Genomic DNA, 12,682 nt, shown 5'->3' on the forward strand with positions numbered 1-12,682 from the left:
TGGAGGGAGCGTGAAGAACGTCGAAAAGAAAGTTAAGATAGAACTGTTTACCGAAGGGACTTTTATCAGCGCGGGCACCTTTGCGGAAGCTTATGCCATTTCCCGGGAAGAGATTTCCGGTCCTCCAAATGAGAAGCTTGCGATCATGAAATGGCTTCGGGCGGATGCACCGCAAGGCGGACGCGATCGTTTCATGAATGAAATTTGGGCTCTTCAGCGCCTTCAGCACCCCGCGATCCCCAAGTTCATAAGTGAAGGTGAGTTAGAAGGTCGACCCTATATCGTGATGTCACGTGCACCCGGCCGGTCGCTGCGAAAGCGCCTCCTAGACCCCGTTGGTGAGCGTGGAACGTTTGGTGAAAAATGGGTTCTTAGGGTCATCGTTGCGCTGCTATCTGCCGTATGTTCGGCGCAGGCTGAGGGAATCACTCATCGCGATATAAAGGACGACAACGTCGTCTGTGATGACACCGCAGAAAGTGTTTTCCTGATCGACTTCGGTTTTTGCAAAGGGGTTTCGCAACCGGTCGATGCCGATTCCTTTTTCCAGGTCGGGGCTCCAAGGTATAGCCCTCCAGCTAAACTACGCCACCCTTCAGTCACGCATCCTACTCAGGACGTGTTCGCGATCGGCGTGCTGGCCTATCTTTTGCTCACAAACACCTATCCATGGTCGGTTTCATCTGATCAAGACCATGGATTTCTTGCCGATCTTATGGAAAATTCCATTCCACCGGAAGTAACAGATTTAAATTCGACAGTGTCATTTGAAATGGCGAATCTTGTATCGTCACTTATCATTCCGGATGATCAACGGCGACCGGATGCGAGCATATCTCTAGCTCGTGCGAAAGAAATAATAGCGAGTGACAATCTCCGTTATCCGTCTCATTATACGAGCAAGTTTCCAAAAGTTACGCGAGACCCCGTCCATGGGGACATTAGGCTCACGAAGAATGAAGTTCGCCTTATAGATACTTCTTCATTTCAACGCCTTCGCCACATCAAGCAATTGGGTTTCGCCAACCTCGCGTACATGGGTGCTCAACATACTAGATTGGCGCATTCGACGGGTGCAATGCACGTCGCTGACCGGATCATGCTGTCGATTACAGACAGTTCTGGCATTTCGATCGATCCCGAGGAGCGGTTACTTGTTCGGACTTACGCGCTCGTTCATGATATTACACACATGCCTTATGGCCATACACTTGAGGATGAACTCGGTTTTTTCCTACGGCATGATCGGAATCAGGCGCGAACCGAGCGCCTACTGCAGCGAGATATTGAGTTTGGCAGTGTTCTACAGTCGTCTTCCTATGGCAAAGCTGTGTTCGCGGAGCTCAATGCAGGCGAGCCGACGGCTGCGCTAGCTCTCGCGCGTGATATTGTTGATGGCCATGCTGGCGCGGACGTGATGGATTATATCGATCGAGATTCGCTATATTGCGGCGTTGACCATCAGGTTGACACCGCAATTTACCGGCAATTTAATATACTCCCGATCGGGGATCATTCAGCAGGCCCGGTCAAACATCTGGTAACGAAGGTTTACGGCTCGCGAGGGCTGCGCATTGATGCGACTTTCGCAATCGAGAGTCTGCTGATCCAGCGCTTCGCACTGTTCATGAAGGTCTACACCCACTCAGCCAAGCTGGCTGCGGGGGCGATGCTCGGTAAGGCGCTCCAAGATGTCGTTTCGCACTATGGTCCTGAAGAAGTTGAGGTGATGATCGAGACTATGGGCGATGATGAGCTCATCCTTTGGCTTCGGGATCAATCAATTTCGGAAAGCGCTCGGCACCTGGCGCAGGGCTTGCTCAGCAGGAAGCTTTTTGTCCCCATATATGCTGGCGAACCAGTCCCTATCGATGACCGTAATCTAAATGGCTATGCTGACGCCCAACAATGGCAGAAGGACCTAAAACTAGACACGCCTGCCGGACGCGATAACGCAGAACGTATAATTGCTCTGAATGCCGGCGTAAGAGAAAGCGATGTCATCATTTACTGGACTCGGAAGGCTCCTGGATTACAGAAGATAAAATACTATTTTCAGGAAGCTCCAGGTCTAACGCCGTTGCATTCTAGAAGCTCACTCAACAGTCGGATGGTCGAACGTCATCTTTCGATATGGTTGATCCGCATCTTCGTATCTCCGGAACTTCCTAGAGACAAAAAGGACAACGTCCGGGTTGCTGCTGAGGCTTTTTTTGGTAGACCGAATCTTGTCCGCTCAAGAAAGCAACAAAGAGAATGGTTCTGATAGAAAAAGCATAGACTGGATATTGACTGTACTGCACGATTTACATGAGCATAAAAAGCACTCCCTTATGGGAGTGCAGTGGTTATGCACAATGTTGTAGCGGGACGATGTCTGGTAGGAATTTAATGCTCGCCCGGCTCCTTATTTCTTGCGCGGCCTGGTTGGGAGAGACACCTAGGATGTGCGCGGCTAGATCGATCTGATCGCCGCCCTTTTTGTGGGTGAAACAAAAATATCCTTTTCCTTCGATAATGATAAGATCGAAGCCTGCTTCGCCTTTGCAGCTAGGACAAGCCGCTCTCCATTCACCACCTGTGCATTTACAATCTAATTCGATTAATTGAATTATCCTGGAGAATGAAAATTTTCTAATGAATGATGATCTGTCAACGAGGTTCACGTTCTCTTGGCCCTTCTAAAATATAATGGGACAATTCCCCTTTAATTCTATCATGAAGTTGCCTTATTCTCATTCTTGGTTGTATAAGGTGACGTTTAGCCCGACGACGTACTGTGCTCACCTATAGGCGGCGCCATTGCGGGGAGGGCATATCAGGCTGCTGAACAAAATGCCTCAAAGTGTTCACCCGGTTTTTCGGAGTGACATGGGGGGTAGACGGTGGCCAGAGGAACCTCGTGGGGCATTGCGGTTTCTGGCGCGCTCATAGCGATGCCAATTCCGGCATCTGCCAAGCCTAAAATCCCTCATCCCAGCTACCAACCGGCGCGCGACCGCAATATCGAGGTCGAGGTCAGCGAAGTGCTGATGACAGGCGACAAGGGCTACCTGCCCAAGGATCGCAATTGGGTGCAACTGCGCCTTCTCGTTCGAAACCGGCGCAACGATGTCGTGACGCTTTCCGAGATCAAGGCGCGGCAAGCGAGCGGGGTGGCGTTGGCTTCTGCGACCGTGTCCACTCAACTGGCCAAGCCTCCCGACCTGGGCAAGACTATAGGAAAGGGCGCTGGGTTGGCGGCTGCCGGGCAGGTTGCGGGCTACCTCATCTTTCCACCACTCGCGCTTGTTGGCAGTGCCGCCGGCCTCGTGAGCGTCATCGGCGGCAATGGAAGCTGGCGTAAACGGATGGAGCGCATCGACGAAACGATGCTCAATGCCGGTGACATCGCGCCCGATACGGCAACCGAAGGCACCATCTACATACCGGCCACCGTCACGCAGTCCGCCCTTATCGTGATGTATCGCGTTGGCGGACGAAGCCAGACCTTGTCCATTCCCCAAACCGCCAACCTAAGGGCCACGCCCACAGCGGCGAACGAGTGAGAGATTTGTCGCACAAGGAGCATCTATCATGAGAATGCTGATCGCCATCCTGTTGCCGCCCCTGCACTTCTTTCTTGCAGGTCGCCCGGTTGCGGGCGTCATACACCTGGTCTTCTGGGGTATCTCGATCCCGCTCTTTTTCGTGTTCGGCCTCGGCATCATGATCTGGTTCGTGCAAGCATTCCTCGCAACTTGGGATTTGCGCCGGTTGCTCCAGGAAGAGCAGGCCACCCTTATCGCTGAGAAAATGGCGGAGAAGGTGGCATTCGCGCAGCGTCCAAGCGAACAGTAAGAGGAGGATTGATGCCCACGTTCGCACGCTGTCGCTGGTTCATATTGGCAGTCCTTCTAACCTCGGCATGCGGCTCACCAAAGCCAAGCGGCCTTTACTCGACAGCCACAGAACGCTTCACCTTCTCGGACGATGGAACCGCAATCTTCGAAGGGCACAAGGGCGCTGTGCCCGCCACATGGCGGATGCTCGATGACGATCGTTTTCTCATCACCGTCACAGGCTTTGGATCGGTTTCTACATTCGCCTGCAAAACCCGCGATGGCATCAATATCCGATTGCCGCCTCCCGGTGATCGTGTGGTCCACTTTCAACAAGGGGAATATGGGACGAGCCAGGTTACGTCCGGTTCGTCGCTGGGCCTCATGTTCGGTGAGCGAAAGGACTGCAAACCATAGGTTTCCTACGCATCAAAAGGGATCGCTCCCGCTATGTAGCGATCTGCGTATGACGGCGTACCAAAATATTTTCCGCTTCACATGACAGATCATGTCAGTGCCCGCTTTCTCAAGGCGCTGCATGGCGACCGGTTACAGGCATCGGTTGTGCGCATAGCGTGGCGCAATGGCCAACGTCGCCCACCTTCGGCGCATACGCTCCGCCCCGCCTTCCGCCCGCGTGCAACGGCTGGTTTTGTCCGACGCCGATTATGAGCTGTTCCAAGCGATCAACCGCCATGGGCCTTTGCCATCGAATTACCTCTATGAATTTACCCGGCGTCGTAGGCGGGATCGCAGCCATCTCCAGAATCGCTTGACCGAGTTTTACAACGGGGACGCAGGTGGCTCCTATCTCACCCGGCCACGCCAGCAGTTCGCCAGCTATCAAGCCAGATACCAGCCTCTCATATATGACCTTGCACCTCGTGCCCTACGAGCGTTGTCCGAACGCGGCACGCTGGCAAGCCCTGCTGCGGTTCGGTCTGATCCCTTCGTTCACCGATTTATGACCGCCTGTGTGAGCGCTTCCCTTGAACTAACGGCACCGTCGCAAGGACTTCGGTATATCTCGTTTCAAGAAATTCTCGATCACCCGAAATGCGGTGCTGCCCGCACAGCAGCCAACCCGTTGGCGCTTCAGCTTGGCAACCGATTGGCAGGAGAGATCATTCCCGACCTGCTGTATGGCATCGAATACCCCGGCATCGGTTTTCGCTTTTTTGCGGTCGAAATCGACCGAAATACCGAGAGCATCGAACGCAGGAACCTGTGCCAAAGCGCTTTTGCGCGAAAGGTGGCGGGATATGTCGCGGCCCTTCGAGACCAAAGCTACCGTTTGTGGTGGGGCATTCCGAACCTGCACATCCTCACCGTCACGACGAACGCCACTCACGCACGCAAGCTGAACGAATACATCAAGAGCCATGTCCCGGAAACGGTCCAGTCCCGATTCGTGATAAAGGTGGATGCTACGTTCGGCATTGATTGGCGTGTGCCGGATGCACCTCTCATACAGATGCTCCCGATTCGGGCGCTTTAGTGCAAAATCAGTCGCAGAATTGCTGCAATTGTGAAACAATCCCAAAATCATCGACTCCCAAGGGGATATTGGATGCTCGATTTGCGCTATCGCTCTTTGAGCGCCGTGGTTCTCAAAGTAACCAGTCGATGCAATCTGGATTGCGCCTATTGTTATGAAAAAATAGGCCCATCACCTGACATGAGTATCGAAACATTCAAATCGATCACCAGTCGGGTATTGCAGTCCAGCAAAAAGGAGAAAGTGCTATTTATTCTTCATGGAGGAGAACCTCTTTTAATGAAGAACGATTGGTTAGCGAAGGCTGCGGCGCATCTTGATCGAGAGTCAAAAATGTTTGGAAAGGTAGCTCGCCTTAGCATGCAATCCAATATTCTGAACTTAAAGCCCTCTAAAATATCTGTTTTGATGGAGGCTGGAATTTCTCTCAGCGCTAGCATGGATGGTCCTCCGGCGATAAAAAATGCTCAACGCCCTCTTTCCGAGCGAGCCGCCGAAGCTTATCGCAGAGCCCGTGATGCTGGGCTTTCGGTGTCGGTTTTGATGACCATCAACGCAAGCAACTGGAACCGATTTCCCGAGATCATGGATTGGCTTCACGATGATTTGGGCGTGAAGATGTTCAAAGCAAACGCGGTTACGCCAGTTGGAATGGGTGCCGGGTTGGCCCCGTTACCTTCTGCGCATCTGCAAAAAGCAAGAGTAGACATGGCGCAACATATGTTTGCCAATCGCGGAGCAATTGTAGAAGATCATATGGTACTTGATTTCTCGCGATATGTTGCGCGTGATCGGAATAATTTGCCTCAAAGTTTATGTCGCGAACGCCGGTGTGGAGCAGGGACTGAGGTAGTCGGATTTACGCAGAATGGCGGAATTTTGCCGTGTGGACGATTTGAATGGTCTGACCATAATCACCGACTTGGAGCACTTGACGATATAAACGATACCGCATTCCACGCACGAGTTGAAGATTTTCATGACCTTGTACCGGAATCATGGAAGGATTGCGGCTCCTGCGGAGCACGCTCTATCTGTTCTTTCGGTTGCCAGGCTTTTATTGTCTGCAACAAAGACCACTTCAACGTTGAGTGCGAGCAGACAAAAATGATGATGAACTGGATGATCCGCAATGATAGCGTAATCCGTTCCTTCATGACGGGCTACGAGGGGCGATGGGCACCCCTAAGGACTAAGCACTAGGGAGATAGACGATGCCAAGAATGCCGTATGGGGGAAGAGGAGATCGCTTTGGCGGCGACTTTGGGCGATATCGGCCCGATGACATGCGGAGACGCTCTGGGTTTGGCCCATCATTCTCTGACTATGAGGATGGCTCGCAATATCGCGATTACAATGATTCAACTTATACAGACCACTACGTCGATAATAATTATCAGGACTTACATGATCCTGATTATAGGATTTCAGCAAAATTAAAACCCTGGGAGATCGATCCTGATATAATACATAAAATTGTTGTATTGAAGCCAGACGGGTCCGGGTTGCTTGCCGGAGACCCAGATCATGGTTCAGGGCTTTTCGAAGACAGCCAAAAGAATGATGCGGGCTTTGCTACGGATGTGCTGCCGAAACTTCTCAATGCAGGCTGGCTGGTTCATTCAGTGCAGCCTGGGCTATCAGAGGGCGAAAAGCTCGTTGTGTTAGCGAGAAGTAAGCCGCCAAGAAAACCTTGATCAAATCATAACCTACCACTCGGATGAAATATCTTCGTCGGGCATTTCCGCCACGGTTGGTACGGCCTCGCTGGCTTCGCGATCATTGCCGACGAGTGAGACCCGCTCCCGATTGCGACGGATCAGTTCGTCATATGCATCATCGGAAAGCTGCGGGGGCCGCGTGAGTGGCGCAATGGGTATGGAGAGAGCCGAAGGTGTAACGCCTCGGATATGGGCGGCGAACTGGAGCTTGGGCTGAGCCAGTACAAAGTCAGTTGTGGTTCGCATGTCTCGCGCCATAACGGCGGCGTCCTGGGCCGAGAGGCCCGAAGCGAATTTGATGCCCGCATTGGCAGCGAGCGAAGCACGCAGCGAGCTATTCGCTTGATCAAGATACTGATGGGCCAGGAGCAGCCCACATTTATATTTCCTCGATTCTGTAAGTAAGTCATCGATATTGTTTGAGAAAAAGCTGCCCGCCTCGTCCACCATGAGGAACGTCGGCTTGCGCTCATGCTCGGGGATCGCGGCACGTTCCAGTACGGCTTGAAGGACAAGCGATATGATGAGCTTTCCGAAGAGGGCCGATCCCTCTTTGAGGAAGTCCTTGGCGGTATCGACCAGAATAACCGCACCACGGTTCATCTCCGTGAAGAGATCGACCTTGGTTTCGGGGGCCGTGAACAACCGGGCCATGGTCGGGCTTTCGATGATCGCCTGGAGCCGATAGCGGACCTGCTCCTTGGTGCCTTCGAACGTCTTGGTATTGAAGTCGCGTTCGAAGAATTCTCGCTGAATATCGGGAAGCGCCGCGATGGCCCGCTCGTAGGGGGCGGAATCCGTCATGAGCTTCAGCATGTCGAGGATAGTGGCATTCCTGCCCTCGACATCCGGCAGCGTCAGCATGAGTCGGGTCACATAGCGGAAAAAGACATCCTGCTTGCCGGTGAGCGTGAGGTTGGTCAGACCGTTCCAGAGAAAGCCGAAGGTTTGGAGGACACCCGCCGTCACCTGCTCCTTGGTCGCCTCGTCATAGTTGGCGAATCGATCCCGGTTAACGGCAAAGGGATTGAGAGCCACCGGATAGCGGGTGTCGCGTGGATCGATGAGAATCAGGCGGTCCTCGATACCAAGATCGGAACGCACCAATTTCCGCACGAGATCAGAATGCGGATCGATGAGGACGATAGAGGGCGGATCATCGCTCGCCAGATCGTGGCGGATGAGATTTTCGATCAGGACCGTCTTGCCCTGCCCGCTGCCCGCTAACACATGCCAATGATTGAAGCGGTCATGGTGAGTCAGTCGGAGCGGCACGGGCGTCATGAAGAGATCATGGAAGGGCGTCCGCTTCAGATACACATCAATCAGTTCGACCGGTGGCAGTCCGCTTTCGTTAGGATACCGAAACGGCTTCCGGCTCTCGCTTTCAGGGTCACGCCCTGACGCTTCGCACAGATTGCGATACACCTGCCGGGCGTTCCTTTTGAACAGGCCCATTTCGAAATAGCCCGCCAGCATCTGCGAAATGCCCTGCACCACGTCGCCAGCGTCCGGCAGGCAGCACACGAGCGGCATCGTAAAGGGCGACGATGCATCTGATTGGGGGAGGAGTTCTGAGAGGCCCCCGCAGATACGGTCGAACGCTTCCTGCATATGCGCCAGCAGCGCCGCCTTATTCTGATAGAAATGCTGTTTGGCGTAGAGGAGGTTTCGATACTCGACAAACTCCTGCATGCTCATGCGGTCGAACGCCGGTTCGGGCGTCTCCTCGAACGCGGGACAGTCGAGCGTAAGGGCGATCAGCAGATCGACAAACGGGTCTACGAGCGTATCGGGTACGTCTCCCAGCGCCCGCCCGAATGCCCGCTGCTGTACTGACCGTTCTTCCGCGAAGATCGCGTCCTGCTCCGCGATCCAGTGATAGAGATCACGGACCTCTCGTAGCTCACGATCTTTTTCGCTGCCAAACCGCCGGAACAGGGGCGTGTATGTCGATGGCTTCTGGAAATCAGCCATGACACATGAACAGCAGGAAGATCACCGGGATGGGGGCGATGATGAGGACGCTTCGTGCGGTCGCGGGGCTGGTCCCGATCGCGTTCCCGAACCACCCGACGAAGCCTCGCGGCTCGGTGTCGCCTTCGTCGTCATAATAAGGCTCGGCTTCGACATCGGATGAGATCAGCGTTGGCGGAGCCGGGAGTGCGGGAGACGGAGCGAAAGTGGATCGCAACGGAGGCGGCGCTAGTATCGGTTCAGGGCGGGCGGACTGCGCAACGATTTGGGCATCGCCATTTGCAAAGGTGACAAGGATTTCCGACCCATCGAAGGTTTCCGCTATGTCGAGATAGGTTCTGAGGCTCTGGCAGGCCTCGATGACGGCATTTTCAGCCGCGATCAGTTCGTCCATGCTCTTACACTCGATGTACTGGCCCTTCTCCAGGCCCCGCACGGTGATGTTGAGGCGAAGAGCAGCCATCGCCACATGCATCAATGCTTTCAACCCGCCGCGTGCAGTATCCTCGGCGCTCGCGGCATAGCTTTTGTCCAGATGCCGACGTGACGCTTCGCTGTTGTAGATGACCTGATCGTAGAGCTTGTATCGCGACAGGTTGCGTCGTTCGTGATCGGTGAGTTCCGCTCGTGCGTTCAAGCAGAAGATGACATTTGTCGAGACGATGCCGCCTTCGCGCTGCGATCTGCGTAATTTGAGCTGCATGACAACTCTCTCCCCCCATGAGGAACGTATCGCATGTGGAATGAACTCACAATATCGACACTATGGTCGAGTCAGGTCTTTGCATTCAATTTGGATGATTCAGAAGAGAACGGGGTGGCGGTGGAGATAGGGGGTGGCGGGTGGGTGTCGGACCTCGATATCTCACCGAAACCGCTGGGATTTCTTGGGTTGGAGACCGTGTCGGCAGGCATACAGAATAGGGGTGCCTATGCCGGTGCCTATAGGGGTGCAAAGGGACACAAAAAGGGCCGGTGGCGGTGCCACCGGCCCAAAGCTCCATCAGGAGCCGGATGCATCGCGTCGGGCAATGCGTTCGCGGAGCCAGACCTCTATTTCCTCCTCGACCCACCCAACCCTTCCGACGCCCAGACGTACCCGCTTGGGGAATTGTCCTGCGGCTTCAAGGCGGGCGATATGAGCAGGGCTGTAGAGAACCCGGTGACGAACGTCCTTCTTCGATAGCAGTCTCATTGTCGCTAACTCCCGTGTTGGGAGCGTCGCGACGCTCAGGTGTTTTGTCCCTGGGCGAGCAAGCGTAACACAAATGCCTCATAGCGGGCCAGTGCATCCCGCTTTTCGTCAAGCCTGTCGTATCGGTCGTAAATCTCATCAAGCACGGGCGGTGCGTGGTTGATGAGGACTTCGCAGACCTCTCTCGGCACTTTTAGACGGGCCATGTTTGAACGGAACGTGCGTCGAATATCACGCAGAGTCCAACCGCTTGTACCGGTTTCCCTTTGGATCGCATCGAGGATCGCGTGCAAGCTCCACGGGTTCAACGCCTTTTTGTTGGTGTGGCGGCCAGGAAAATAGAAGTCGCCATCATGGAGACGCTCGGCAAGGACGCTCGCAGCCAAGGGCAAAACGGGGATACCGTGATCCCTCCCATTCTTGGTGTTAGCGCCAGGGATCGTCAGCACGCCGTCCGAAAGCCAGTCGCGACGAAGGACGCAGGTTTCGCCATTGCGTGTTCCCCACAGGATCAGCAATCGAACGATGAGACGTGATCCAGAATTGGTGGCATTCCAGACCGCCTTGAGTTCGTCGTCCGACAGAACGCGGGTGCCTTTGCGATCTTTTCCGGGAGGAGGATAGCCCTCCATGGGCGAGTGTTTGAGATATCGATGGGGCGGGCGGCAGCACCACGAGAAAAAGGTTCGAGCCATCCGGTATAGATGAAGCTGCTGGCCCGGACGATCCGACAGCTTGTCCAGAACGCGGCGAATGTCCCCATCAGTGACGTCCACCAACTGCTTGTGCTCGATCGTCTTCAGATATTTTCCGAGAACAAGCTTCACGATGTGGGGCCAGCCGCTCGTCGAGCCGCTATAGTGCTCCGCGAGAAATTCCGTCCGAGCGTCTTTGACGGTTTTGGTTTCGGGTTTCGGGCCGCTCGCGGGTTCTGCCAACAGACGCTTAGCTTCCGCTCGCGCGTCGGACAGCGACAACTCGCCATATTTGCCGATCGACAGGCGTTCACGGGTTCGCCCCCGCATGACGGTCCACGTCTTCGAACGCTTGCCCACGCGAACGCCAAAGCCAGGCGTTGTCGTATCCCAATAGGTGACGTAGGTTTCGGACGCCTTGAGGGCGCGAACGGCGATATCGGTCAAATGCAAATTTGGCACAATCTGTCTCCAATCTGTCTCCGCAATGCGAGGAATAGGAGCCAGAAACTATGTGCCACATGAGAAGGTAAAATGCCAGTAAGTGTTTGACTTACAAGCATTTTGAGAAGCTATGAGATTGCTTGAGCAGCTAAATGCCACGCTTGGAAGGCTAGTGCTCTACCATTGAGCCATACCCGCATGTCTGCCGTCTTTCAGCGCCAGAGCCTCGCCAGATCGCGGGCCATTATACAGCCGCCGCCGCGAGGTACTCGCCCAATGCCACGACGATGGCCGGATCGTCAACATGGCGCGTGCGGATTATGTGGCTCCCCCATCGCAAAGACGGCGGGAGCCACGAGCCCCAGTGAAATCATCACGCGAAATCGAAGGACTGGCCCACCATCTGTTCGCTGATGGTCCACAGCCTCGCGGCACGGTCCGGATCGAGTGCGTAGGCGCGGGGTCCATGGTTGGACACGACCTGCGAATCATTGACGTCGAACAGCTGGCAATCCTGGCTGTAGCGACCGCCGACGTCGTCCGCCGGGGCCACGAACGCGGCCCAGACCGTGGTCGCCGCGCCTTCGGGAATCGATTTGTTGCGGTGGTGGATGTCGCGTTCGGCATTGACGAACGCGGAATAATCTTCCCGGCTCATGTGGCGCGTCAGCGCAGTGTCGGTGACCACGCCCGGATGCACGGCGGCCACCCGGACGCCGCGATCGCGCAAACGCTTGTCCAGTTCGACCGTGAACAGGACATTGGCGGTCTTGGCGGCGCCATAGGCCATCCATGCGTCATAGGAGCGACGCTCGAAATTGGGGTCGTCCAGGTCGATGTCGGCCAGCCGATGCGCCATCGACGACAGGATGATCACGCGCGAACCCGAACGGAGCAGCGGAACCAGGAGGTTGACCAGCAGGAAATGGCCAAGGTGATTGATGCCCAACTGGGTTTCATGGCCATCGCTGGTCTTGCCTTGCGGCGTGGCCATCACTCCTGCGTTACAGATGATGACATCGAAAGGCGCCCCCTTGGCCAGCAGCGCGTCGGCGCATTGCCGCACGCTTTGCAGCGACGCAAGGTCGAGCTTGACGAGTTCCACGCTGCCCGACGCATCGCCCGCAAGCTGCGCAATCGCGGCGCGGGCCTTGTCCGGATCGCGTACCGCGCCGATCACCTCGGCACCACGCACCGCCATCGCCCGGCACGTTTCCAGCCCCAGCCCCGCGCCCGCGCCGGTCAGCAGCACCCGCTTGCCCGTCAGGTCCATGTCGCCAAGCACGTCGTCGGTCGTCTGATCCTTTTCGATCTGATAGTCCATCTGGTCC

General features: G+C 55.2%; 12 protein-coding genes. 7 read left to right on the plus strand and 5 right to left on the minus strand.

The window, feature by feature from the left end:
• Positions 1–10 precede the first annotated feature (10 nt).
• The 7 genes from WG908_RS03275 (at position 11) to WG908_RS03305 (ending at position 7,016) form a co-directional block, all read left to right on the plus strand.
• Positions 11–2,266, plus strand: a complete 2,256-nt coding sequence (locus tag WG908_RS03275) for a protein kinase domain-containing protein (protein ID WP_340185140.1) — start codon at positions 11–13, stop codon at positions 2,264–2,266.
• Positions 2,267–2,885: 619 nt separating this feature from the next.
• Positions 2,886–3,548 carry a hypothetical protein gene (locus WG908_RS03280; RefSeq protein ID WP_340185141.1) on the plus strand — a complete coding sequence of 221 codons (663 nt, stop codon included), beginning with the start codon at positions 2,886–2,888 and terminating at the stop codon, positions 3,546–3,548.
• A gap of 28 nt (positions 3,549–3,576) precedes the next feature.
• Entirely contained in the window at positions 3,577–3,840 is a 264-nt protein-coding gene (locus WG908_RS03285) for a hypothetical protein (RefSeq protein ID WP_340185142.1), read from the plus strand.
• Positions 3,841–3,851: 11 nt separating this feature from the next.
• On the plus strand, positions 3,852–4,238 hold the full coding sequence (locus WG908_RS03290) for a hypothetical protein (RefSeq protein WP_340185143.1): 387 nt from the start codon (positions 3,852–3,854) through the stop codon (positions 4,236–4,238).
• 166 nt (positions 4,239–4,404) lie between these two features.
• The gene (locus WG908_RS03295; RefSeq protein WP_340185144.1) at positions 4,405–5,319 is read left to right on the plus strand and encodes a replication-relaxation family protein; all 915 of its coding nucleotides are present in this window, start codon (positions 4,405–4,407) and stop codon (positions 5,317–5,319) included.
• A gap of 72 nt (positions 5,320–5,391) precedes the next feature.
• Complete coding sequence (locus tag WG908_RS03300; protein ID WP_340185145.1) at positions 5,392–6,522, plus strand: radical SAM/SPASM domain-containing protein; 1,131 nt, start codon at positions 5,392–5,394, stop codon at positions 6,520–6,522.
• Between the two features lie 11 nt (positions 6,523–6,533).
• The gene (locus WG908_RS03305) at positions 6,534–7,016 is read left to right on the plus strand and encodes a hypothetical protein (RefSeq protein ID WP_340185146.1); all 483 of its coding nucleotides are present in this window, start codon (positions 6,534–6,536) and stop codon (positions 7,014–7,016) included.
• Positions 7,017–7,028: 12 nt separating this feature from the next.
• On the opposite strand, the gene WG908_RS03310 is transcribed toward WG908_RS03305, so the two are convergent.
• From WG908_RS03310 to WG908_RS03330, 5 genes are all read right to left on the minus strand, one after another.
• A complete protein-coding gene (locus WG908_RS03310; protein ID WP_340185147.1) occupies positions 7,029–9,017 on the minus strand; it encodes a type IV secretory system conjugative DNA transfer family protein in 1,989 nt (662 codons plus the stop codon).
• The gene (locus WG908_RS03315) at positions 9,010–9,720 is read right to left on the minus strand and encodes a hypothetical protein (protein WP_340185148.1); all 711 of its coding nucleotides are present in this window, start codon (positions 9,718–9,720) and stop codon (positions 9,010–9,012) included. Before WG908_RS03315 ends, WG908_RS03310 begins: the two co-directional genes overlap by 8 nt.
• Before the next feature lie 300 nt (positions 9,721–10,020).
• Positions 10,021–10,212 (minus strand): helix-turn-helix transcriptional regulator, encoded by a 192-nt coding sequence (locus tag WG908_RS03320; protein ID WP_340185149.1) that lies wholly within the window; start codon positions 10,210–10,212, stop codon positions 10,021–10,023.
• A gap of 35 nt (positions 10,213–10,247) precedes the next feature.
• Entirely contained in the window at positions 10,248–11,354 is a 1,107-nt protein-coding gene (locus tag WG908_RS03325; RefSeq protein ID WP_340185150.1) for an integrase arm-type DNA-binding domain-containing protein, read from the minus strand.
• A 370-nt stretch (positions 11,355–11,724) separates the two neighbouring features.
• Positions 11,725–12,675 carry an SDR family NAD(P)-dependent oxidoreductase gene (locus WG908_RS03330; RefSeq protein WP_340185151.1) on the minus strand — a complete coding sequence of 317 codons (951 nt, stop codon included), beginning with the start codon at positions 12,673–12,675 and terminating at the stop codon, positions 11,725–11,727.
• Positions 12,676–12,682: the final 7 nt, after the last annotated feature.

It is taken from the genome of Sphingobium anseongense, from assembly GCF_037725245.1.
Taxonomy (GTDB): Bacteria; Pseudomonadota; Alphaproteobacteria; order Sphingomonadales; family Sphingomonadaceae; genus Sphingobium.